This window comes from Rhodococcus sp. JS3073 (assembly GCF_026810085.1).
Lineage (GTDB): Bacteria > Actinomycetota > Actinomycetes > Mycobacteriales > Mycobacteriaceae > Rhodococcus_F > Rhodococcus_F wratislaviensis.
Window position 1 is genome coordinate 84,988 of the sequence record NZ_CP113951.1, and the last position, 23,671, is coordinate 108,658.

Here is a 23,671-nt window from a genome sequence, read left to right on the forward strand (position 1 = left end):
GGCTTCGGTGGGAGATTCTGCGGCACACCCCGGGTCTTGCCGCAAGGCCCCCGGTGCGCGATATGGTGAAAGTGGCAGGGAATGGATAACCTCCCTGCCACTGTCGTGTCATCCCCCGGCCGAACTACCCGATGCGGATCGGGTCGATCTGGACACGGGCGGGCTGCGAGTCCTTGCGTGCGCTGCGCACCGACTGCGCCTCTCCCAACGCTTTGGCCAGCGGCTTCCCCTCGCCACGGGGCACCCGGATCAGCATCCGTTCCACGTCCGCCGGCTCCGGCGCGTCGCCGGAGAACGGCAACCGCTCCCCCGCAGGCAACTCGACCGGACCCAGTAATTCCGCATTCGCCGGCAGAACCGCGAGGTCGAGGAGGTCGGCGATCGCCTTCGAGCTGCCGTCGATGGCCGCGAGGTGGATGGCGGGCGGAAATCCGACCTCCGCCCGCTCCTCGTACTGCGCACGGGCATGACCGACCGGGTCCCAGCGAACCAGCGCCTGCACGGTCGGAATCCCCGAATCCGCGACCACGACCACCTGGCCGCCCTCGGCGAACGGCCGCACGAGCGACGACGCCGTCATCCACCGCCGCAGCGTCTCCTCGGCCGCGCGCAGATCGGGACGGCCGAGCAGCGCCCAGCCGTCCAGCAGCAACGCCGCGCCGTAGCCGCCCGGCATCACGGGTTCGGCCCCGACCGTCGACACCACGAGAGTGGGTCCCTGCTTCACCTCGTCGACGACGTCCGTGCCGCCCGACATCCGGACGGCGACCCCGGGAAACGCGCGACCCAGTTCCTCTGCGGTCCGTCCGGCACCGACCACGACGGCCCGCAGTGCCTTCGCTCCGCACGCGTGGCAGCGGTGTGCGGCGTCGGCGACGCCGCACCACCGGCACGCCGGGGTTCCCGCCCCGTCCGGGCCGGCCGCGGACGGCAGCGCGAGAGGTCCGTTGCATTGTCGGCATCGCGCGGGCGCCCGGCACTTGCCGCACGCGAGGCTGGGCACGTAGCCGCGCCGGGGCACCTGGACCAGCACTCCCCGGCCGGCGCCGAGCGCCTCCCGGGCAGCCGCGAACGCGATCGCGGGCAGCCGGGCGGCGCGCGCGCCGGGGTCGCGGGCCAGTGCGTGGTCACTGTCCGCGAGTGCGGTGATCTTCGGGGCGGCCGCCCGCACCGTGTCCCGGGAGGCCACGAGGTCGTGCGCCCACCCCGAGTCGACCAGGGCCTGGGCCTCCGCGGTGCGGGCGTGTCCGGCCAGCACCACCGCGCACCCGCCGGCGTACGCGCGGAGCAGCGCCACCTCGCGGGCGTGCGGATACGGTGCACGCGGCTCGGAATGGTTGTCGTCCCCGTCGTCCCAGACCACGATCAGCCCGGTGCGCGGCGTCGGCGCGAACACCGAACTCCGGGTCCCGACGACGACCTGTGCCGTCCCGCGCAGCGCAGCCAGCCAACGCCGGTAGCGCAGGGCCGGACCGAGACCGGCGGCGAGTCCGACGACCGCGTCCTTGCCCAGTAGCTTCTCCACCGCCGCGACCACGCGGTCGAGATCACGCTGATCGGGAACGACGACGACGGTGCTCGCGCCGGTGGCGGCGACGAGCCCCGACAGTTCCGCGAGACGCGCCGGCCAGTCCTCGCCGGGGAGCGCCTGCCAGACCGCGCGCGGGGCACGCTCCCCCGACAATGCGGTCAGGAATGCCCCGCCGTGGACGTACCGGTCCCACGCCTCGGTCTCGATCGCGATGTCCGGCATCGCGGGGGGCTCGGACGCAGCCTCGGACTCCGCCCGTGCGTGTCTCGGCGGGATCGCGAGCCGCAGGACGTCCGCGCGGGTCCCGGCGTACCGGCCGGCGACGAGGTCGACCACCCGGGTGATCTCCTCGGTCAGGACCCGCTCGGGCGAGATCACCCGTTCGAGCCAGCCGAAACGGCCCTGATGGTCGCTCGTCGCGTTCCGGGAGACGACGAACCCGTCGACGAGACGTCCGGCGAACCGGATGCGCACCCGGACACCGGGCCGCGCCTGCTCGTCGAGGTCCTTCGGAACGAGATAGTCGAATTCGCGGTCGAGGTGGGCAAGCGGAAGCAGCGGCAGCACCCGGGCAACCGGATCTACTTCTGCCGCAACCTTCTCCGCGCTCACGCGGCGGCTCCTACCGCAGCGGCGCCCGCCGCGCCGTGACTACCGATCAGAGGCCTGCGGCTGCCCGCAGCTTCTCCGCCCGGTCGATGCTCTCCCACGGGAGGTCGATGTCGGTGCGACCGAAGTGTCCGTAGGCCGCGGTCTGCGCGTAGATCGGACGCAGCAGGTCGAGGTCGCGGATGATGGCGCCGGGCCGCAGGTCGAACGTTTCGGTGATGGCCTGCTGGATCCGCGCCGGATCCGTCTTCTCGGTACCGAACGTCTCGACGAACAGACCCACCGGCGCCGCCTTGCCGATCGCGTACGCCACCTGGACCTCGATCCGGTCCGCGAGGCCCGCCGCGACCGCGTTCTTGGCCACCCAGCGCATGGCGTAGGCCGCCGACCGGTCGACCTTCGAGGGGTCCTTGCCGGAGAACGCGCCGCCGCCGTGGCGGGCCATGCCGCCGTAGGTGTCGACGATGATCTTGCGACCCGTCAGGCCTGCGTCCCCCATCGGACCGCCGAGCACGAACTTGCCGGTCGGGTTGACGAGCAGGCGGATGTCCGAGACGTCGAGTTCGGGCATGTCGATCTCGGCGAGCACCGATCCGAGAACCTTCTCCCGCAGATCCGGGGTGAGCAGGTTGTCGAGGTCGATATCGGCGGCGTGCTGCGTCGAGATGACCACGGTGTCGAGGCGAACCGCCTTGTCGCCGTCGTATTCGATGGTGACCTGGGTCTTGCCGTCCGGGCGCAGGTACGGCAGGACACCGGACTTACGGACCTCGGTGAGACGACGCGACAGGCGGTGCGCCAACGCGATCGGCAGCGGCATCAGTTCCGGGGTGTCGGTGGTGGCGAACCCGAACATCAGACCCTGGTCGCCTGCGCCCTGACGGTCGATCTCGTCGTCGCTCAGTTCGCCGGTGCGGACCTCGTGCGAGTGGTCGACGCCCTGCGCGATCTCCGGGGACTGTGCACCGATCGCGACGTTGACGCCGCAGGAGTTGCCGTCGAAGCCCTTGGCCGAGGAGTCGTACCCGATCTCGAGCACGGTGTCGCGCACGATCTTGGGGATGTCGGCGTAGGCGGTGGTCGTGACCTCACCGGCGACGTGAACCTGTCCGGTGGTCACCAGTGTCTCGACGGCGACGCGGGCGCGTGGGTCGTCGGTCAGGAGCGCGTCGAGGATGGAGTCGCTGATCGCATCACAAATCTTGTCCGGGTGCCCCTCGGTCACAGACTCACTGGTGAATAGCCGACTACCGGACTGGCTCACAGAATTCCCTCTCGACAGTTGTCCTGAACAGCACTTGAAAACAGCTTAGCTGCGTAATACCGCGAACGACCCTAGCGCCACCCCGGCGGGAGTGACACCCTTCGAATCACCGAAACTCTGCCGGATAGTCCGTCAGAGTGTCCGGAACAGCTGGTCGACGGCGTCGAGTACCCGGCTCGCCATCAACGCCTTCGATCCGTGCTCGAGCGCGGACTCGGAACCGTCGGCTCCGAGCAGCCATCCGTCGTTGTGGTCGACCTCGAACGCCTTGCCCTCGCCGACCGCGTTGACGACGAGCAGGTCGCAGCCTTTCCGCGCGAGCTTGGCCCGCGCGTACGTGAGGACGTCGCCGTCGGCGTCGCCCGTCTCGGCCGCGAATCCGACGATCACGGTCTTCGACGGGATCTCGCCGTCTCTCCGGGACTGCACCAGGCCGGCGAGGATGTCCTCGTTCTTGGTGAGCGCGATGGAGTCGGGCTCACCCGCACCCTTCTTGATCTTGCTCGCCACCGTCGTCGACGGCCGGAAGTCGGCCACCGCCGCGGCCATGATCACCGCGTCGAATCCGGGTGCGTGCTTGGCGACCGCGACCCGCATGTCTTCCGCCGTGCGGACGTGCACCATGTCGACGGCGGCCGGGTCGGCGAGTCCGGCGGTGTAGCCGGAGACGAGGGTGACCTCGGCCCCGCGCTGCACAGCGAGCCGGGCGATGGCATAGCCCTGCTTGCCCGAACTGCGGTTACCGAGAAACCGCACCGGGTCGAGCGGTTCACGGGTGCCGCCCGCGGACACGAGGACCCGCCGACCCTCGAGATCGCGGGGCAGCGCGTCGGGACGCTCGACCAGCAACGACGCCAATCCGACGATCTCGTCGGGTTCGGGCAGCCGGCCGGCACCGGTGTCCTTGCCGGTGAGGCGGCCGGAAGCGGGTTCGATGACGGTCACGCCGCGTGCGCGCAGCGTGGCGACGTTGGCGACGGTGGCCGGGTGCTCCCACATCTCCGTGTGCATCGCCGGAGCGAACACCACGGGACATCGCGCGGTGAGCAGCGTCGCGGTGAGGAGGTCGTCCGCGCGTCCCGCCACGGCCCGCGCCATGAGGTCGGCGGTGGCGGGCGCGATGACGACGAGATCCGCTTCCTGTCCGAGACGAACATGCGGAACCTGCGGAACGTCGGTGAACACACCCGTGTGCACGGGGTTGCCCGACAGCGCCTCGAACGTCGCCTTGCCGACGAACTCGAGCGCGGACTCCGTCGGGATGACCCGCACATGGTGCCCGGCCTCCGTGAAGGCCCGAATGACGGCACAGCTCTTGTACGCGGCGATGCCGCCGCCGACACCGACGACGATCCGCTTGCGGGCTGCCCCCGAGGGAACCGGTTCCGGTGAATCCGTCACGTGCCCGGAGCCCGGGCCCGCTGCCTGTTCAGGCACGGCAGATCCTCCGCTCACTCGCCTTCGGTGTGCTCGAGAAGATCGGAGTGGATCTCACGCAGCGCGATCGACAGCGGCTTCTCCTGCAGGCCCGGCTCCACGAGGGGGCCGACGTACTCGAGGATGCCGTCACCGAGCTGGTTGTAGTAATCGTTGATCTGACGTGCACGCTTGGCCGCGTAGATCACCAGCGCGTACTTCGACGACGTGCGGGCGAGAAGCTCGTCGATCGGAGGATTGGTGATGCCGAGCGGGGTGTCGTAAGCCGGCAGGGCGCCGTGGCTGGGTGTTGCGGACGCTACTGCGGGGGTGCTGCTCACTCGGTATCTCCTGAAATAGTTCTGGCTAGTTGATGTGAGATCTAGTGGGTCGACTCGGACTGTTCCGGTCGTCCAACCAACAAGGATACCAACTCGTCGCACGATCGGCTGACATCCTCGTTCACGATGACCTCGTCGAACTCGTCCTGCGCCTCCAGCTCGACTCTCGCGGTCGCGAGTCGCCGCTCCACGACCTCGGCGGATTCGGTGCCCCGGCCGGTCAATCTGTCGACCAGCACGTCCCAGCTCGGGGGCGCCATGAAGACGAGCAGAGCCTCCGGCATCGCGGCGCGAACGGCCCGCGCACCGGCGAGGTCGACCTCGACCAGCACCGGTTTGCCCTGCTCGATCGCCCGGCGGACCGGTGCGGCCGGGGTTCCCGACAGCTGGAGTCCGCCGTGGATCTCGGCCCATTCGAGCAGCTCACCGGATTCGATCATCCGCTGGAACTCGTCGCGAGAGGTGAACCGGTAGTCCTTGCCGTCCACCTCGCCCGGGCGTGGGTCGCGCGTCGTCGCGGACACGCTGAAGACGAGCTCCGGCATCCGCTCACGCAGGAGTCGCACCACGCTGGACTTACCGACGGCCGAGGGGCCGGCCAGTACTACCAGCCGACCCCTCCGCACTGCGGTCTTGCTCTCTGACACTTGTGCGTCAGCTACCACTGTCGTGCTCAGGCCTCGAAGTCGAACCTGGCGAGCAGGGCCTTCCGCTGCCGATCGCCGAGGCCACGGAGGCGACGGGTCGGAGCGATCTCCAGCTCGGTCATGATCTCCTGCGCCTTGACCTTGCCCACCTTGGGCAGCGCCTCGAGCAGTGCCGACACCTTCATCTTGCCCAGGATCTCGTCGTCCTCGGCGTCCTTGAGAACCTGCTTGAGGTCGGTGCCACCACGCTTCAGGCGCTCCTTGAGCTCAGCCCTGGCCTTGCGGGCAGCAGCTGCCTTCTCCAAAGCAGCAGCGCGCTGCTCATCAGTCAACTGGGGAAGGGCCACGGTTCCTCCGTCTCGTCGTTGGCAAATAGTCCAAACCACTGGATAACCAGCAGCGATAGCGACCGTACTCACGCCCGGCGCCGATTGCGAACCCACCCCCCGAGGTCAGAGCCGGATTCGGGTGGGCTATGAGAGTGCGGACTCGATCTCGTCACGGACCTTCACGGCCGCCTCACGCAGTGCCGTCACCGACGGTCCGGCACCGAGAACACCCCGAGAACTGTTCGGCAACAACAGTTTTCGAGAATCGGGAAAAATGTCGGCGAGATCACCGGGAGTCGCGCCCTGGGCGCCGAGACCGGGCGCGAGAATCGGCCCGGAAAAATTCGACAAATCCAGGCCGTGTCCGCGTGTCGCACCCACCACCAGACCCACCAGACCGGGTTGCGCGTCGTTGTGCCGGACCGCCGCGTCCACCATCGACTGGGCCACGGACACTCCCCCGGCGGTCTGCGCCGCCTGCAGATCGCCACCCTCCGGGTTGGACGTGCGGGCCAGCACGAAGAGCCCGCGGCCCTGCTCCGCAGCCAGCGACAGCGCCGGGTCGAGCGCACCGAACCCCAGATACGGCGACACGGTCAGCGCATCGGAGGACAGAGCCGACTCCGCACCCAGCCAGGACTGCGCGTACGCCGCCATCGTCGACCCGATGTCCCCGCGCTTGGCATCGGCGACGACGAGCGTCCCTGCCTCTCTGAGGACCGAAATGGTGCGTTCGAGCACCGCGTACCCGGCGGAGCCGTACGCTTCGAAGAACGCCACCTGAGGCTTCACGACGGCCACCTCACCGACGAAGGCCTCCACGCAGATCTCGGCGAACGTCTCCAGCCCCTCGGCTGAGACGGGTAGCCCCCACGTCTCGAGCAATCCCGGATGCGGATCGATCCCGACGCACAACCGCCCCCGGTGCTCGACCGCCGACTTCAGCCGATGCACCCAGGAGTGGTGGTGGTGGTGCCCGCTCACGAGGAGGCGGACCCGGTCGCGGGGGCCACGACCACGGCGGGTGACCGCAGCCGCGCGTGCAGCGCCTGGAGGGACTGGACACCGATGTCGCCGCGGATCGCGGCCTCGATGCCCTGCACCGCGGCGGAGGCACCCTGCACGGTGGTGACGCACGGGATGTTCATGGCGACGGCCGCGCTGCGGATCTCGTAACCGTCGACGCGCGGTCCGGAGTTGCCGTACGGCGTGTTGATCACCATGTCGACCTCGCCGTCGCGGATCTTCTCGACGATGGTGCGCTCACCCGCCTCCAGCGTCTCGCCGGAGTGCTTGTGCACCTCCTGGCACGTGATGCCGTTCCGGCGGAGAACCGCCGCCGTCCCCTCGGTGGCGAGGATTCGGAAGCCCAGGTCGGCGAGCCGCTTGACCGGGAAGATCAGCGACCGCTTGTCCTTGTTGGCGACGGAGACGAACACCGAGCCCGAGGTGGGCAGCGAGCCGTACGCGGCCGTCTGGCTCTTCGCGAACGCGGTGCCGAAGTCGGCGTCGATGCCCATGACCTCACCGGTCGACTTCATCTCCGGGCTCAGCAGGGTGTCCACCCCGGTGCCGTCGGCGCGCCGGAACCGGTTGAACGGCAGCACCGCCTCCTTGACGGCGACGGGCGCGTCCGCCGGGGTCGAGCCGCCGTCGCCGGTGGCCGGGAGCACCCCGCTCGCGCGGAGATCGGCGATGGACTCGCCCAGCATGACGCGGGCGCACGCCTTGGCGAGCTGCACCGCCGTCGCCTTCGACACGAACGGCACGGTGCGGCTGGCGCGGGGGTTCGCCTCGAGGACGTAGAGGATGTCGTCCTTCAGGGCGTACTGGACGTTGAGCAGGCCCTTGACGCCGATGCCCTTGGCGAGCGCCTCCGTGGACCGGCGGACGTTCTCGAGGTCGGCGCGGCCGAGGGTGATCGGCGGCAGCGCACAGGCCGAGTCGCCCGAGTGGATACCGGCCTCCTCGATGTGCTCCATCACGCCGCCGAGGTACACCTCGGTGCCGTCGCAGAGCGCGTCGACGTCGATCTCGATGGCGTCTTCGAGGAACCGGTCGACCAGGACGGGCCGGTCGTCGGAGATCTCGGTGGCGCGGGAGATGTAGCTCTCCAGCGACGCCTCGTCGTAGACGATTTCCATGCCGCGGCCACCGAGGACGTACGACGGCCGGACCAGCACCGGGTACCCGATGCCGGCGGCGATCTCGCGGGCCCCGGCGAACGTGGTGGCGGTGCCGAATTTGGGAGCGGGCAGCCCGGCCTCGACGAGCACCTTCCCGAACTCGCCGCGATCCTCCGCGAGGTCGATCGCCTCCGGGCTGGTGCCGACGATTGGCACCCCCGCGGCCTTCAGCCGCTTCGCCAGACCCAGCGGGGTCTGACCGCCGAGCTGCACGATCACCCCGGCGACGGTGCCCGACAGCGACTCGGCCCGGTACACCTCGAGCACGTCCTCGAACGTGAGGGGCTCGAAGTACAGACGGTCGGCGGTGTCGTAGTCGGTGGAGACGGTCTCCGGGTTGCAGTTGACCATCACCGTCTCGTAGCCGGCCTCCGACAGCGTCAGCGCGGCGTGGACGCAGGAGTAGTCGAACTCGATGCCCTGACCGATGCGGTTCGGTCCGGAACCGAGGATCAGGACCTTCGGACGCTCAGTCTGCGGGGCCACCTCGGACTCGGCCGCCGGGTCGAGTTCGTACGTGGAGTAGTGGTACGGCGTCTTCGCCTCGAACTCGGCGGCGCAGGTGTCGACCGTCTTGTACACGGGGTGGACGTTCCACTGCTCACGCAGCGCCCGGACCGCGTCCTCGCCGCCGATCTCGGGGCGCAAGGCCGCGATCTGCCGGTCCGACAGGCCGTGATGCTTGGCACGGCGCAGCACCCGCTCGGTCACCTCGGGCGCCTCGCGCAGCGTGTCGCCGAGCTCGTGGATCTGCAGGATCTGGTCGAGGAACCACGGGTCGATCTTCGTGACGTCGAACAGCTGCTCGACGGTGGCGCCGAGGGCGAACGCCTTCTCGAGGCCGTAGACGCGGCCGTCGCGGGGGACGCTCAGTTCCGCCAGGAGGCTGTCGAGGTCGGTGGCCTCCACGTCGGGGCCAGTCCAGTACCCGGCCCTCTTGGTCTCCAGCGAGCGCAGCACCTTCCCGAACGCCTCGGTGAAGTTGCGGCCGATCGACATGGCCTCACCGACCGACTTCATCGTGGTGGTGAGGGTGTCGTCGGCGCCGGGGAACTTCTCGAACGCGAACCTGGGCGCCTTGACGACGACGTAGTCGAGGGTCGGCTCGAAGCACGCCGGGGTTTCCTTGGTGATGTCGTTGACGATCTCGTCCAGGGTGTAGCCGATGGCGAGCTTCGCGGCGATCTTCGCGATCGGGAAGCCGGTCGCCTTGGATGCGAGCGCACTGGACCGCGACACGCGCGGGTTCATCTCGATGACGACGAGGCGCCCGTCGGCGGGGTCCATGGCGAACTGGATGTTGCAGCCGCCGGTGTCGACGCCGACCTCGCGGAGGATGTCGATCGAGAGGTCGCGCATCGCCTGGTACTCGCGGTCCGTGAGCGTCATGGCGGGGGCGACGGTGATCGAGTCACCGGTGTGCACGCCGACCGGGTCGACGTTCTCGATCGAGCACACGATCACGACGTTGTCGCGGCCGTCGCGCATCAGCTCGAGCTCGTATTCCTTCCACCCGAGGATCGACTCCTCGATCAGCACGTTGGCGGTGGGCGACGCCGCGAGACCGCCGCCGGCGATCCGCGTCAGGTCCTCGTCGTCGTAGGCCATGCCGGAGCCGAGGCCGCCCATCGTGAACGACGGCCGCACGACGACGGGGAAGCCCAGTTCGGCGACCGTGTCGCGGACCTCGTCCATCGTGTAGCAGACGCGGGAGCGCGCGGACTCGCCGCCGACCTTGGCGACGATGTCCTTGAACTTCTGCCGGTCCTCGCCGCGCTGGATGGCGTCGAAGTCGGCGCCGATCAGCTCGACGTCGTACTTCTCGAGGATGCCCTGCTCGTGCAGTGCCACCGCGGTGTTGAGGGCCGTCTGGCCGCCGAGGGTCGCGAGGACGGCGTCGATCGGGTGACCCTTCTCGGCCTCGAGGGCGATGACCTTCTCGACGAACTCGGCCGTGATCGGCTCCACGTACGTGGCGTCCGCGAACTCGGGGTCGGTCATGATCGTGGCCGGGTTGGAGTTGACGAGGCTGACCCGCAGGCCCTCCTCGCGCAGCACCCGGCAGGCCTGGGTTCCGGAGTAGTCGAACTCACAGGCCTGGCCGATGACGATCGGCCCGGAGCCGATCACCAGGATGTGGGAGAGATCTGTACGGCGTGGCATTAGTTCTTGACTCCCTCGAGCAGGCTGGTGAAGCGGTCGAACAGGTACGCGGCGTCGTGCGGGCCCGCCGCGGCCTCGGGGTGGTACTGCACCGAGAAGGCGGATCCGTCGAGCAGGCGGACCCCCTCGACGGCACCGTCGTTGGCGCAGGTGTGGCTGATCACGGCCTTGCCGAACGGGGTGTCGAACTCCTGCCCGGCCTCGCCCTCGAGCGCGAACCCGTGGTTCTGCGCGGTGATCGCGATGCGTCCCGTCTCGTGTTCGACGACCGGGATGTTGATGCCCCGGTGACCGAACTTCATCTTGTAGGTGCCGAGACCGAGCGCCCGCCCGAGGATCTGGTTGCCGAAGCAGATGCCGAACAGGGGCAGGCCCTGCCCGATGACTTCCTTCGTGAGGTGCACGGCACCGTCGGCGGTCGCCGGGTCGCCGGGACCGTTGGAGAGGAAGACGCCGTCGGCCTTCAGGTCGAGGATCTGCTCGAGTGTCGCGTTGGACGGGAGCACGTGCACCCGGATGCCGCGCTCGGCGAACATGCGCGGGGTGTTGGTCTTGATGCCGAGGTCGATCGCCGCGACGGTGAACCGTGCCTCGCCGCCGGTCGGCTCGACGACGTACCCGCTGGTGGTGCTGACCTCGCCGGCGAGGTCCGCGCCGAGCATCGACGGCTGGCTCTTCACGCGGTCGAGCAGTACGTCGGTGTCGGCCAGTGCGTCGCCGGAGAACACGCCGGCGCGCATCGAGCCGCGGGTGCGCAGGTGGCGGACCAGGGCGCGGGTGTCGATGCCGGCGATCCCGACGACTCCCTGCTTCACGAGCTCGTCCTGCAGGGAGCCGGTGGCGCGCCAGCTGGAGGTGCGGCGGGCGGGGTCGCGGACGACGTACCCGGCGACCCAGATCTTCGCCTCGGCGCTGCTGCCGGTGGGACCGACGGACTCGTCGTCCTCGTCGTTCCATCCGGTGTTGCCGATCTGCGGCGCGGTGGCCACGACGATCTGGCGGTGGTAGCTGGGGTCGGTGAGGGTCTCCTGGTAGCCGGTCATGCCGGTGCTGAAGACGGCCTCACCGAGCGTCTGGCCGACGGCACCGAACGTGGTGCCCCGGAATACCCGTCCGTCCTCGAGGACCAGTACTGCAGAGTCGGTGTCGTAGCCGCTCATGCGTTCTCTCCGTTCTGCTCGACCTCACCAGAGCTCGCCGCATTCGCTGAATCATCACTGTCTGTCTTGCGGTCCGGCTCCCCTGCGCTGACCCAGGCGGGGTAGACGGACTTGTCGTCGCTGCGGAAACCGGTGTCGATCTCGGTGCCCGTCGGCAGTTCCCACCGGATCACGAGGACGCCGTCCTTGCTCATGACCTTGCCCGCGAGACCGCGTTCGGTGCGCACGGCGCGGACCGCGTCGTGCGGAATCCAGATCGCCGACGCCCCGTCACGTTCGAGCAGGATCCCGGCCGCGTACCGGGAGATCTCCCCCGTCGCCCGGAAACCGAGGTCGCCGACCGCGATCCGGTCCTGCCAGCTCGGGGCGAGGGTGCTGCCCACGTACAGTCCGGTGGCCGGGGCGATCGTCTGCTCGCCGAGGTGCGCGGGCACGGCGGGAAGTTGCCCGACCCGGTCGGCCTGCCGGCGGGCACGACCGCGCCACCCGATGTACATGAGGAAGATGGCCAGCGCCCAGAACGCGACGAGGCCGACTATCCACAGAATTCTCTCCACCGTCATCCCCTGCCGTTCCGCACCGGGACGCGGGCCTGTCCGTCGCTCGCGGTGATCCGGCCGCGGAGGATCGTCGTGGTCACCCGCGCCGGCAGCGTCATCGACTCGTACGGCGTGTTGTGGGCGACGCTGGCGAGGTCGGGGCCGTGGACCGTCCATTCGGCGTCCGGGTCGATCAGCACGAGGTTGGCGGGTTCGCCGACCTCGATCGGGCGGCCCTGGTCGTCGAGTCCGACGATCGCGGCGGGGCGCTCGCTCATCACCCGGGCCACGCCGCGCCAGTCGAGCAGGCCCGTGCGGACCATCGTCTGCGCGACGATCGACAGTGCGGTCTCCAGGCCTAGCATTCCGGGTCGGGCGGCCGCGAACTCGCAGCACTTGTCCTGCTCGGCGTGCGGCGCGTGATCGGTCGCGACGCAGTCGATGATCCCCTCGGCCAGTCCGGCCCGGAGCGCGGCGACGTCACTCGCCTCCCGCAGGGGCGGATTCACCTTGTTGACGGCGTCGTACGTCTCGAGCCGGGAGTCGTCGAGCAGCAGATGGTGCGGGGTCACCTCGGCGGTGATCGAAATGCCTTGGCCGCGTGCCCACTTCATCAGTTCGACGGTGCCCGCGGTGGAGGCGTGGCAGATGTGCACCCGCGCCCCGGCGTCGCGGGCGAGCAGCGCGTCGCGCGCGACGATCGATTCCTCGGCGGCGCGCGGCCAGCCCGCGAGGCCGAGCCGGGCGGCGGTGGGGCCCTCGTGCGCGACGGCGCCGACGGTCAGTCGCGGCTCCTCCGCGTGCTGCGCGATGAGCACCCCGAGCGAACTCGAGTACTCGAGCGCCCGGCGCATGATCAACGGGTCGTAGACGCAGTGGCCGTCGTCCGAGAACATCCGCACCCGGCCGATCCCCGACGCCATCGTGGCCATCTCGGCGAGCTGCTTGCCCTCGAGCCCGACGGTGACGGCGCCGACGGGGTGTACGTCGACGAGCCCGACTTCCTGGCCGCGGCGCCACACGTGGTCGGTCACGACCACCGAGTCGGCGACCGGGCTGGTGTTGGCCATCGCGAACACCGCGGTGTACCCGCCGAGCGCCGCGGCGGCCGAACCGGAATCGATGGTCTCGGTGTCCTCGCGACCGGGCTCACGCAGGTGGGTGTGCAGGTCGACGAAACCGGGGAGCAGGATCTGCCCCGCCGCGTCGATCACCTCGACGTGCGGCCCGCTGTCCGTGCCCGCGTCCGCACCGATCGCGACGATGACGCCGTCACCGAGCAGCACGTCGGTGGGGTCGCCCTCGCCGTACAGCAACACGTTCTTGATGAGCACTGTCTCTCCTGTCACTGCACTGTCACTCATCCCGCAACTTCCTCCGCTCCGACCAGCAGCCGGAACAGCACCGCCATCCGCATGTGCACACCGTTGGTCACCTGCTGCAGCACAGCGGTTCTCGTCGAATCGGCGACCGCCGACGCGATCTCCATGCCACGCAGCATCGGGCCGGGGTGCAGCACCACTGCATGGTCGGGAAGCAGTGCGAGCCGCTTCTCCGACAGGCCGTAATTGATCGAATACTCCCGCTGGGACGGGAAGAATCCACCGTTCATCCGTTCCGCCTGCACCCGCAGCATGAGGACGGCGTCGAGACCGGGGAGCTCCGCGTCCAGCGAATGCGCCACCGACACCGGCCACGACGACACCCCCACGGGGAGCAACGTGGGCGGCGCGACGAGGACCACCTCGGCGCCGAGCATCGACAGCAGCAGTGCGTTCGACCGCGCCACCCGGCTGTGCAGGATGTCGCCGACGATGGCGATGCGCTTGCCCTCGATGTCGCCGAGACGCTGACGCAGCGTGAGCGCGTCGAGCAGCGCCTGGGTGGGATGTTCGTGGGTACCGTCACCGGCATTGATGACCGCCGGTCCGCCGTCGTCCTGATGCCCGGTCCAGTTCGCGATCTGGTGGGCCGCACCCGACGCGGGGTGGCGCACGATCAGGGCGTCGGCGCCGGCGGCGCGCAGCGTCATCGCCGTGTCCCGGAGGGATTCGCCCTTGGACACCGACGAACTCGACGCGCTGACGTTGATGACGTCCGCGCTCATCCACTTCCCGGCGACCTCGAACGAGACGCGGGTCCGGGTCGAGTTCTCGAAGAACACGGTCATGACCGTCCGGCCGCGCAGCGTCGGGAGCTTCCGCACCTCACGTCCGAGGAGGGCCTGTTCGAAGCGTTCGGCCTCGTCGAGGAGTTCGACAGCCGATTCCCGTGTCAGGTCCGCGATCGACAACAGGTGCTTCACTTAGCTCTTCCCCCCGGAGATCATGACCGCGTCGCGGCCGTCGTGTTCGCTCAGGAGCACCTTGACGTCCTCGGTGCGGGCGGTGGGCACGTTCTTGCCCACGTAGTCGGCGCGCAGCGGCAGTTCGCGGTGGCCGCGGTCGACGAGGACGGCCAGCTGAACGGCGCGCGGCCGCCCGAGGTCGCGGAGGGCGTCGAGTGCCGAGCGGACGGTGCGGCCGGAGAACAGCACGTCGTCGACGAGCACGACCAGAGTGTTGTCGACACCACCCTCGGGCACCGACGTGCGTTCGAGGGGACGGTGCGGTTTGGTGCGCAGGTCGTCGCGGTACAGGGTGATGTCGAGGGAGCCGACCGAGGGGCGCACCCCGGAGAATTCTTCGACCTTCCCGGCCAGGCGCGCCGCGAGCGTCGTGCCCCGGGTTGGGATGCCGATCAGGACGACACGCGGCGTGTCACCGTCGGCGGCGTCCAGCGCGGTCTTCTCGATGATCTGGTGCGCGATTCGCGCAATGGTCCGTCCCACATCGGCTGCGGACAGCAGCTCGCGTGCGGGTTCGACGGACGGGGACGACTCTGGTGTTGAATCCGCCGGTTCCCCGGCGGGGCGAGACCCTTCGGGCACGCGCATACAACGACCTCCTTCTCCGCCTCACTGGACGGATCGTTAAAGGATGCCTGACGCGGACAGCTTATCAGCGCGTCGACTGCGCCAGGCCCGGACCCCTGACCTGCGGGCCCGCAGTCGCGGGCCCGCAGCGGGACACGAAATTACGAGCCGGCGTCGGTCGAATCGCCGCCGGCGGTCTCGGCGCGCCGCGACGTCGCGGCGGCAGCGGACCGCACCTGCGGGGCCACCAGCACGACCTGACCGAGGATGCCGTTGACGAACCCCGGCGACTCGTCGGTGGACAGCTGTTTCGCCAGCTCCACCGCCTCGTCCACGGCCACGACTGGAGGCACGTCGGTGGCGTGGAACAGCTCCCACACGGCGATGCGCAGGATGGCGCGGTCGACGGCGGGCAGCCGCTCGAGCGTCCAGTCCTGCAGGTGGGACGAGATCACCTCGTCGATGCGGTCCAGGTTCTCCGCGACCCCGGTCACCACGGTGACGGTGTACGGAGCGACCGGAGCCACGGAGTCGTCCTTGCCGGACAGTTCCGCGCGTTCGGTCGCGAGATCGACCGGATCGAGATCTCGCGCCTCGGCCTCGAAGAGGAAATCCACGGCGCGCTTGCGGGCCTTGTGCCGTGCGCCGAGTTTCTTATGCGTACCGGACACTCAGGAATTCACACGCCCGAGGTAGTTGCCGTCGCGGGAATCGACCTTCAGCTTGTCACCGGTGTTGATGAACAGCGGAACGTTGATCTCGGCACCGGTCTCGAGGGTGGCGGGCTTGGTGCCACCGGTGGAGCGGTCGCCCTGCAGGCCGGGATCGGTGTGCTGGACCACCAGTTCGACGGTGACGGGCAGTTCCACGAACAGCGGAACGTCCTCGTGCGTCGCAACCTGCACGGCCATGTTCTCGAGCATGAAGCGTGCGCCGTCGCCGACGGTGGCCTCGCTGATCGAGATCTGGTCGTACGTGTCGCCGTCCATGAAGATGTAGTCGGTGCCGTCGTGGTACAGGTACGTCATGTCGCGGCGGTCGACGGTGGCCGTGTCCACCTTGACGCCGGCGTTGAACGTCTTGTCGACGACCTTGCCCGAGAGCACGTTCTTCAACTTGGTGCGCACGAACGCGGGACCCTTGCCGGGCTTCACGTGCTGGAACTCGGTAATCGTCCACAGCTGGCCCTCGATCTGCAGGACCAGGCCGTTCTTGAAATCACTAGTGGAAGCCACTTGCTTCGCGTCTCCTCGATAAGGTCGAAACCGTCTACACGACAGTCAGGTCTTTGGTGGTGAGTGTGAGCAGCTCCGGTCCCTGCTCACGAACCACGAGCGTGTCCTCGATCCGCACGCCTCCGCGCCCGGAGAAGTACACGCCCGGCTCGACGGTCACCGCCGCACCGTCCAGAAGTGTACCGGTGCCCAGCTTGCCGATTCCCGGAGCTTCGTGGATCTCCAGGCCGACGCCGTGTCCGAGCCCGTGCAGGAACAGTTCCCCGTACCCGGCGTCTTCGATGACCCGGCGGGCGGCACCGTCCACGGCGGACACTTCCGCTCCCGGGCGCAGCGCGTCCCGTCCAGCCTCCTGCGACCGCGCGACCAGCGCATATACATCCCGTTGCCAGTCGGCGGCCCGCTCGAGGACGTACGTTCGGGTCATGTCCGAGTGGTAACCGCCGACCTCGGCTCCGAAATCCAGCTTGACGAAATCGCCGCCGGCGAGCACCGCCTCGGTCGGGCGGTGGTGCGGGATCGCCGAGTTGGCGCCCGCCGCGACGATGGTCTCGAACGAGATGCCGTCGGCGCCGTGCGCGAGCATCAGCGCCTCGAGTTCCCGGCCCACCTCCTTCTCGGTGCGCCCGGGGCGGAGGCCACCACGCTCGATCAGCTCGGCGAGCGCGGCGTCGGCGGCCGTGCACGCCGCCCGCAGCAAACCGACCTCGAAATCGTCCTTCACCATCCGCAGTTCCTCGACGAGTCCCGGGACGGGGTCGAGCCGCGCGTCCGGCGCGAGCACCGACCAGGCCGCGAACTCGTCCACCGTCACGACGTGACTCTCGAACGCCAGCGAGGACGGACTCCGCCGCCCCACCGATTCGATGAGGTGTGCGGCGCTGGCGCGGGCGATCTCGGCCCGCAGGTCGGGAACCTGTTCCCCGACCTGCGTGAGGTAACGCCCGTCGGTGCAGATGACGGTGCGTTCCTCGGCTCCGTCGGCGTCGGCGGCGTGGACGAGCAGGGCTGCGTTGGATCCGGTGAACCCGGTGAGATACCGGATGTTCACCAGATTCGTCACCAGGAGCGCGTCGAGATCCCGGGCGGCGAGGGCCGCGCGCAGCGCCGCGCGCCGCGAACCATGATCAGCAGGCATGTCGTCAAACGTACCGGCAAATCGCCGCCCGGCGGGCGAGGATCGGCGGCACCCGTGCGGTGGCGAGAACAGGTTTCAGAGCGCGCCGTGTGGGTTAGACCACACGGGTGAAAACCCGCTCGTTACGCTGTGCCCATGAATGCGTGGGTGGTACGCGGCCTCGGGATGGCCCTGATACATGTTTTCGTTCGTGTGATCCTCGGTGTGTCGATCACACAGTGGCCCCTTCAGGGTTCCGTTCTGAGATGGCTCGCACTGCTGATCGTCGTGTTCGTGGCGCTGATCTGGGCCGGCATCGACGGTATCCGGGACCGTCGCCGGAACCCGGATCCGGAGCACGGCGCCGACCTGACGATGCTGTGGCTGAAGGCGGCCCTGCTCGGCGGCGTCGTCGCGGGTGTGGGGAGCTGGCTGGCCAACCTGGTGCCGTCCCTCAACGTCACCCAGAACTCGTTCTTCTTCGAGATCACGTCCGGGGCCGCGTTCACGGTCCTGCTGATCTTCGTGCCGGCCATGCTCGCCGTGTTCCTCGGCCGGTTCTTCGTCAGCCGCGACTCCAGGAAGACGGAGAAGGCCCGCAGCGAACGTCAGCCGGCGGCGCACGGTGCCGGAACGGCCGCAGGAGCCGCAGCGGGGGGAACCGCAGCCGCAGCCGTAGCCGACGACGAGGGCTACGGACAGAACTACCCCGGACAGGCGTACGAGCAGACCGCGGATACCGGCTACGCCGGTTCCGACGCCGACACGGCCGTATTCGAACCGGTGCACAACTACCGCGAGGACACGTCGGACCTCGATCAGCCGCAGGGCGGGGACACCGCGTGGCAGGACCCTGTCGACCTCGGAAAGCGCACCACGGACGACCAGCGCCGCGGCGAGTAGAGCCCTCGGCTTCACCACACCGACAGACGACGCGGCGGTGTGAGCGCACTCCCTCACACCGCCGCGTCCTTGCTTCGTGTCGCTGCGTCGTCGCTACGTCACAGCAGGACGGCACCGCCGGTGCCCGGCTTCTCCTCGCGGGCCACCGCGGAGTACGCGGCCACGAGCAGAGACGGGTCCGGGCCCTCGAGCCGTCCGGGTTTCGCGAGCCCGTCGAGCACGACGAAACGCAGGACGCCCGCCCGGTTCTTCTTGTCGGTCTGCATCCCCTCGACCAGCTGGCCGAACGCGTCCGCGTCGTACGTGGTGGGCAGACCCACCAGTTCCAGGATGGTGCGGTGCCGATCCGCCGTCGCATCGTCCAGGCGTCCCGCCAGACGCCCCAGCTCCGCCGCGAACACGAGCCCGACGGCGACGGCCGCGCCATGGCGCCAGCGGTAGCGCTCGCGCCGCTCGATCGCATGCCCGAGGGTGTGACCGTAGTTGAGGATCTCGCGCAGATCGGACTCGCGCAGATCGGCGGCCACGACCTTGGCCTTGACCTCCACGGACCGCCGGATCAGTTCGGGCAGAACGGTTCCCGTCGGGTCCAGAGCGGCTTCGGGGTCCTTCTCGATGAGGTCCAGGATCACGGGGTCGGCGATGAAGCCGGTCTTCACGACCTCCGCCATCCCGGCCACGATCTCGTTGCGGGGCACCGTCTCGAGCGTCGCCAGGTCGATCAGCACGGCCGACGGCTCGTGGAACGAACCCACCAGGTTCTTGCCGGCCTCGGTGTTGATGCCGGTCTTGCCGCCGACCGCCGCATCCACCATCGCGAGCAGCGTCGTGGGCACGTGGATCACGCGTACTCCGCGCATCCACGTCGCCGCGACGAACCCGGCGAGGTCGGTCGCCGCGCCGCCGCCCAGGCTGACCACGGCGTCGCTGCGCGTCAGCCCGATCCGGCCGAGGACCTCCCAGCAGAAGCCGGCCACGGCCAGATCCTTGCCGTCCTCCGCGTCCGGAATCTCGATGCGGTGCGCATCGATTCCCTTCTCGGCGAGCGCCGCGCGCACCGCCTCCGCCGTCTCGGCCAGCGGCGGCTGATGGAAGATCGCCACCGTCCTCGTGCCGGTGAGTTCGTCCACCAGCTCGCCGAGCAATCCGCGCCCGATGATGACCGGGTAGGGGTTCGCCGTCTGCACCTGTACGCGTACCGGTTCGGTCACTGTCTGCTGCTCCGCTCCGTCTTGTCCGAGATTCTCGGTTGTCTCTGTTCCGCCGGGGTCGCCGATCACTCGGCGAGTTTCGCCAGCAGCTGCTGCACCACACGGGCGGGACTCCGCCCGTCCGTGCGTATCCGGATGGACGCCACCTGCCGGTACAGCGGTCGGCGCTTGCGCATCAACTCGGTGTACTTCTGACGGGGGTCGCCACCGGCGAGAAGGGGGCGCGCGGTGTTGGTCCCCGTGCGCTTGAGCCCCTCGGCCACGCTGATCTCGAGATAGATCACGGTGTGGCCCTTCAACAATTCCCGGGTGCGCTCGGAGAGGATGGATCCACCGCCGAGCGACACGATCCCCTCGTGGCTCTCGATGGCCTTCCGGACGATCTCTTCCTCGAGGGCGCGGAAGGCGGGTTCGCCCTCCTGGACGAAGATCTCGGCGATCGTGCGTCCCGCCTCTTCCTCGACCGCCACGTCGGTGTCGAACAACGGAAGGTCCAGGGCCTGGGCGAGGCGCCGCCCGATCGTGGACTTACCCGCTCCCGGGGGGCCGACGAGCACGGCTTTCGGTGCCATCATCGGTCACCGCCCCGATGCGACGGCAGACCGGCTGGTCATCGCGCGAGCCGGGCTGCGACGCCCGACGCGTACCGCTCGTAGTTGGCGGTCGTCTCGGCAACCGAGTCGCCCCCGAACTTCTCGAGTGCCGCCTGGGCGACGACCAACGCCACCATCGCCTCGGCCACGACACCGGCGGCGGGCACCGCGCACACGTCGGACCGCTGGTGAATGGCCACGGCTTCCTCACCGGTCGACATGTCGACGGTGGCCAGCGCGCGCGGAACCGTCGAGATCGGCTTCATCGCCGCGCGAACGCGGAGGGCCTCCCCGTTGGTCATGCCGCCCTCGAGGCCGCCCGCGCGGTTGGTCGAGCGCAGGATTCCGTCCGGGCCCGGACGCATCTCGTCGTGCGCCTGGCTGCCGCGACGGCGCGCGGTCTCGAAGCCGTCGCCGACCTCGACACCCTTGATGGCCTGAATTCCCATCAGGGCGGACGCGAGACGGGCGTCGAGGCGGTCCGCGCCGCTGATGAACGATCCGAGACCCACGGGGAGACCGTGGATGACGACCTCGACGACACCACCGAGGGTGTCGCCGTCACGCTTGGCGGCCTCGATCTCGGCGATCATCGATTCCTCGGCGGCCTTGTCGAAGGCGCGCACCGGGCTGGCGTCGATCGCCGCCAGATCCGACGCGGTGGGTTCGGGGCCGACGTACGGGTCGGACGCGCCGATGGAGATCACGTGGGACAGCACCTCCACGCCGAACACCTGGCGGAGGAAGCTACGGGCGAACGTCGCGGCCGCGACCCGGGCCGCGGTCTCGCGCGCACTCGCGCGTTCGAGAACCGGGCGGGCGTCGTCGAATCCGTACTTGAGCATGCCCGAGTAGTCGGCGTGGCCGGGGCGCGGGCGGGTCAGCGGCGCGTTGCGCGCCTGGTCGGCGAGCAGTTCGGCGTCCACCGGGTCCGCGGACATGATGGTTTCCCACTTGGGCCACTCCGTGTTGCCCACCTCGACGGCGATCGGTCCGCCGAGCGTCCGCCCGTGGCGCACACCACCGACGATCGTGACCTTGTCGGCCTCGAACTTCATCCGCGCGCCGCGGCCATAGCCGAGGCGGCGTCGCGCGAGTTGGGTCGAGATGTCCTCGGACGTCACTTCGACGCCCGCGACCATCCCCTCGAGCATCGCGACGAGGGCGGGACCATGGGATTCTCCGGCAGTTATCCAGCGCAGCACGCCCAATATCCTTCCATGTCGCCGCGCCCGGCAGTGACGGTGGTCCTCCCAACCGCGTGCCGGGCGCGGACTCGTTCAGGTGACGTGCGCGGCGAACAGCGCAACCAGTGTCGCGACACACATGGCGGGGCCGTGCGGAAGCGGAGGCGCCGAACGCCGGACGGCGAGGACGATACAGCCCGCCAGCGCTGTCAGCGCCGGCGCCAGCCCGGCCGCGAGCACCCAGGCCCCGCCCCCAGCAAGCCCGGCGGCCGCGCCGACTCCGAGTGCGAGTTTCACATCACCCGCGCCGACCCCGCCGGGTGCGCCGAGGTACACGGCGAGATACGCCGCCGCCAGCAGGACCCCGCCGATCACGGCTGCGGCCGCGGATCCGGTCGCGGCACCGACGCCGACGATCGCCAGGAACCCGGGCAGGGTCAGCAGGTTCGGCAGCTTCCGCGCACACAGATCGGTGACGGCGAGACTCACACACCACCACCAGAACGCGAGCGCACACGGCAGCACCCACGATGCGGTTGCGGCGGAGCCGGTCCCGACCGTGGCGGCGACGCCGACGGCGCACACCACCTCGCACCAGCCCGGCCGCACCGTGCCCACGAACAGACCGGCCGTCCGGCGGGCTGCCCATCCCGCACCTGCACCTGCCACCACGCTCGCCGCGATCAGCCACCACATGCCGAGCAGCATGCGTGACCGGATCACGGTGCCGATCACCGTGACCTGGCACGACAATCGACCTGTGGATGGCGGTCCGGCCTGTGGACAACTGATATGGACGCAGATTTGTCAAGAGGGCAGCAGGAGGCGGACGTCCAGGACCGTCGTCGTGGACGTCCGCCTCGGTGGCCCCGGATGAATCTGGTGGTTGGTGGCGAGCGTGTCGGTTATCGACGCGTTGTCGAAGTCTGATATGCGCGGGTTGGCTACCGCAAAGACAGTTGTTCGGCTGGAGTGGATCGCTGGTCTAACCTCGAGCGTGATCCCAACGTGCAGTTGAGGATTGCTCATAGTTGTCTCGCGGGTCACTCCCAGGCGCTGTTGTCACCAACCGTGTGATCATCCGGGACGTTCGTGGGGTCCTGCCGGCCCCCCGGTCAGTGCCTCATCGGTCGTCGCCGAGGAGCGGGGGCGAGGTGGAGTCCCCGCAGCGCAAGCGAGGAGAACCAACCTTGCCGCCCGACGAGCAACGACCAGAATGGCCGCGGCGGGGGAAGGCCCCGTGGGTCAGTCGTCGAGCACGGCCAACGACCAGCACCACCCGGCGAGCTCGCGCGCGATGGCGGTGTTGGCCAGCACGGGACGCTTGCGGCGGGCGTCGAACCCGGCCCAGCGCTCGTGCAGGCGCCGGTTGCCCCGTTGCCCGCGGGCTCGGGCCGCCGGTGAGGCCTTGTCCCAGCGGCGCCGCAGATCCACCCCGGCACGATAGGGCTGTCGGTGATGCCAGGCGGCCTCGATCAGCAACCGGCGCGCGTGCCCGTTGCCGGTCTTGGTGATCGCCCCCTGCGAGCGGGAGGCGCCCGAGGACGACTCGGTGGGCACCAGTCCCAGGTAGGCGCCGATCGAGCGGCCGGTCAGCCGGTGCCAGTCCCCGATCTCGACCGCCAACCCGAACGCGGTCAACATGGACACCCCCCGCAGGCACCCGAGCCGGGTCACCACCGGGGTGTAGGCGCTGTCGGCGGCCATCCGGGTGATCGCGGCATCCAAACGGTCGCGCCGGCCGAGGGCGGCGAGCATGGTGTCGTACGCGGTCTCGTAAGCCAACTGCAGACCGGGCTCATCGAAATGCTGGCTGCGCAGCCAGGTGTCGTGCACCTGCGTCCACGCGTGCCCGCCGTAGTAGACGATTCCCTGCCGCAGAAGAAGTTTCGACACCCGATGCCGAGCCGCCATCAGATCCCGGCGCACGTCCTCACGGGCCCGCACCAGATCCCGGGCCGCCTCCTGCGCCACGCTCGGCACCGTGACCGAGGTGATCTGATCGAGATGCAGCAATCTCGCCAGATGTCGCGCATCTCGCACGTCGGTCTTGACCCGATCTCCGGACGGGCGCTGCAGCTTCGAGGGCGCGGCCACCAGACACTCGATGCCGACAGTGTCCAGGAAACGGGCCAGCCCGAACCCGGTGGGCCCGGCCTCGTACGTCGCCTTCACCGGATCCGGCAACGACCGGATCCACTCGAGTATGTCGCGATGATCGGGCGTCAATCGGCGCTCGAACAGCTCACCGGTCCGCCCGTCGAGGCCGCACGCGACGACCGATCGTGCGTGCACATCCAATCCGACGCTCGTACGCTGATTCATT

Annotated in this window: 22 protein-coding genes; 1 reads left to right on the plus strand and 21 read right to left on the minus strand. The window is 69.3% G+C overall.

Annotation, left to right across the window (positions count from 1 at the left end):
- Nucleotides 1–124: 124 nt before the first annotated feature.
- The 16 genes from OYT95_RS00400 to OYT95_RS00475 all read right to left on the minus strand — a co-directional run bounded on the left by OYT95_RS00400 (nt 125) and on the right by OYT95_RS00475 (nt 17,472).
- Nucleotides 125–2,143 carry a primosomal protein N' gene (locus tag OYT95_RS00400; RefSeq protein ID WP_268790585.1) on the minus strand — a complete coding sequence of 673 codons (2,019 nt, stop codon included), beginning with the start codon at nt 2,141–2,143 and terminating at the stop codon, nt 125–127.
- 46 nt (nt 2,144–2,189) lie between these two features.
- Nucleotides 2,190–3,404 (minus strand): methionine adenosyltransferase, encoded by a 1,215-nt coding sequence (gene metK, locus OYT95_RS00405; protein WP_005241739.1) that lies wholly within the window; start codon nt 3,402–3,404, stop codon nt 2,190–2,192.
- A gap of 132 nt (nt 3,405–3,536) precedes the next feature.
- On the minus strand, nt 3,537–4,841 hold the full coding sequence (gene coaBC / locus OYT95_RS00410) for a bifunctional phosphopantothenoylcysteine decarboxylase/phosphopantothenate--cysteine ligase CoaBC (RefSeq protein WP_037237530.1): 1,305 nt from the start codon (nt 4,839–4,841) through the stop codon (nt 3,537–3,539).
- Nucleotides 4,842–4,855: 14 nt separating this feature from the next.
- The gene (rpoZ, locus tag OYT95_RS00415; RefSeq protein WP_005241734.1) at nt 4,856–5,161 is read right to left on the minus strand and encodes a DNA-directed RNA polymerase subunit omega; all 306 of its coding nucleotides are present in this window, start codon (nt 5,159–5,161) and stop codon (nt 4,856–4,858) included.
- A 41-nt stretch (nt 5,162–5,202) separates the two neighbouring features.
- The gene (gene gmk, locus OYT95_RS00420; protein ID WP_037237532.1) at nt 5,203–5,826 is read right to left on the minus strand and encodes a guanylate kinase; all 624 of its coding nucleotides are present in this window, start codon (nt 5,824–5,826) and stop codon (nt 5,203–5,205) included.
- Between the two features lie 8 nt (nt 5,827–5,834).
- Nucleotides 5,835–6,155, minus strand: a complete 321-nt coding sequence (gene mihF / locus OYT95_RS00425; RefSeq protein ID WP_005262298.1) for an integration host factor, actinobacterial type — start codon at nt 6,153–6,155, stop codon at nt 5,835–5,837.
- A gap of 126 nt (nt 6,156–6,281) precedes the next feature.
- Nucleotides 6,282–7,121: an orotidine-5'-phosphate decarboxylase gene (pyrF, locus tag OYT95_RS00430; protein WP_268790586.1), complete on the minus strand. Its 840-nt coding sequence runs from the start codon at nt 7,119–7,121 to the stop codon at nt 6,282–6,284.
- On the minus strand, nt 7,118–10,486 hold the full coding sequence (gene carB, locus OYT95_RS00435) for a carbamoyl-phosphate synthase large subunit (RefSeq protein ID WP_268790587.1): 3,369 nt from the start codon (nt 10,484–10,486) through the stop codon (nt 7,118–7,120). The genes pyrF and carB overlap by 4 nt, the downstream gene beginning before the upstream one ends.
- Nucleotides 10,486–11,646 (minus strand): glutamine-hydrolyzing carbamoyl-phosphate synthase small subunit, encoded by a 1,161-nt coding sequence (gene carA / locus OYT95_RS00440; RefSeq protein ID WP_128638663.1) that lies wholly within the window; start codon nt 11,644–11,646, stop codon nt 10,486–10,488. Before carA ends, carB begins: the two co-directional genes overlap by 1 nt.
- On the minus strand, nt 11,643–12,209 hold the full coding sequence (locus OYT95_RS00445; RefSeq protein WP_268790588.1) for a PH-like domain-containing protein: 567 nt from the start codon (nt 12,207–12,209) through the stop codon (nt 11,643–11,645). Before OYT95_RS00445 ends, carA begins: the two co-directional genes overlap by 4 nt.
- On the minus strand, nt 12,206–13,549 hold the full coding sequence (locus tag OYT95_RS00450; protein WP_268790589.1) for a dihydroorotase: 1,344 nt from the start codon (nt 13,547–13,549) through the stop codon (nt 12,206–12,208). The genes OYT95_RS00445 and OYT95_RS00450 overlap by 4 nt, the downstream gene beginning before the upstream one ends.
- Nucleotides 13,546–14,490, minus strand: a complete 945-nt coding sequence (locus OYT95_RS00455) for an aspartate carbamoyltransferase catalytic subunit (protein WP_037237544.1) — start codon at nt 14,488–14,490, stop codon at nt 13,546–13,548. Before OYT95_RS00455 ends, OYT95_RS00450 begins: the two co-directional genes overlap by 4 nt.
- Nucleotides 14,491–15,120: a bifunctional pyr operon transcriptional regulator/uracil phosphoribosyltransferase PyrR gene (gene pyrR / locus OYT95_RS00460; protein ID WP_112302402.1), complete on the minus strand. Its 630-nt coding sequence runs from the start codon at nt 15,118–15,120 to the stop codon at nt 14,491–14,493. It lies immediately after the preceding gene.
- Between the two features lie 140 nt (nt 15,121–15,260).
- Nucleotides 15,261–15,770, minus strand: coding sequence for a transcription antitermination factor NusB (gene nusB, locus OYT95_RS00465; protein WP_037237548.1), 510 nt, complete (start codon nt 15,768–15,770; stop codon nt 15,261–15,263).
- Complete coding sequence (gene efp / locus OYT95_RS00470; protein ID WP_005241702.1) at nt 15,771–16,334, minus strand: elongation factor P; 564 nt, start codon at nt 16,332–16,334, stop codon at nt 15,771–15,773.
- Nucleotides 16,335–16,368: 34 nt separating this feature from the next.
- Complete coding sequence (locus tag OYT95_RS00475) at nt 16,369–17,472, minus strand: aminopeptidase P family protein (RefSeq protein WP_037237550.1); 1,104 nt, start codon at nt 17,470–17,472, stop codon at nt 16,369–16,371.
- Nucleotides 17,473–17,607: 135 nt separating this feature from the next.
- On the opposite strand from OYT95_RS00475, the gene OYT95_RS00480 reads away from it, so the two are divergent.
- Nucleotides 17,608–18,354, plus strand: coding sequence for a B-4DMT family transporter (locus tag OYT95_RS00480; RefSeq protein ID WP_268790590.1), 747 nt, complete (start codon nt 17,608–17,610; stop codon nt 18,352–18,354).
- A gap of 98 nt (nt 18,355–18,452) precedes the next feature.
- On the opposite strand, the gene aroB is transcribed toward OYT95_RS00480, so the two are convergent.
- From aroB to OYT95_RS00505, 5 genes are all read right to left on the minus strand, one after another.
- Entirely contained in the window at nt 18,453–19,565 is a 1,113-nt protein-coding gene (gene aroB / locus OYT95_RS00485; protein ID WP_005262316.1) for a 3-dehydroquinate synthase, read from the minus strand.
- Nucleotides 19,566–19,630: 65 nt separating this feature from the next.
- Nucleotides 19,631–20,137, minus strand: coding sequence for a shikimate kinase (locus OYT95_RS00490; protein WP_112302399.1), 507 nt, complete (start codon nt 20,135–20,137; stop codon nt 19,631–19,633).
- Between the two features lie 38 nt (nt 20,138–20,175).
- On the minus strand, nt 20,176–21,363 hold the full coding sequence (gene aroC, locus OYT95_RS00495) for a chorismate synthase (protein WP_009480413.1): 1,188 nt from the start codon (nt 21,361–21,363) through the stop codon (nt 20,176–20,178).
- 75 nt (nt 21,364–21,438) lie between these two features.
- Entirely contained in the window at nt 21,439–22,098 is a 660-nt protein-coding gene (locus tag OYT95_RS00500) for a prepilin peptidase (RefSeq protein WP_268790591.1), read from the minus strand.
- 492 nt (nt 22,099–22,590) lie between these two features.
- A complete protein-coding gene (locus OYT95_RS00505) occupies nt 22,591–23,670 on the minus strand; it encodes an IS110 family transposase (protein ID WP_268790592.1) in 1,080 nt (359 codons plus the stop codon).
- Nucleotide 23,671 lies beyond the last annotated feature (1 nt).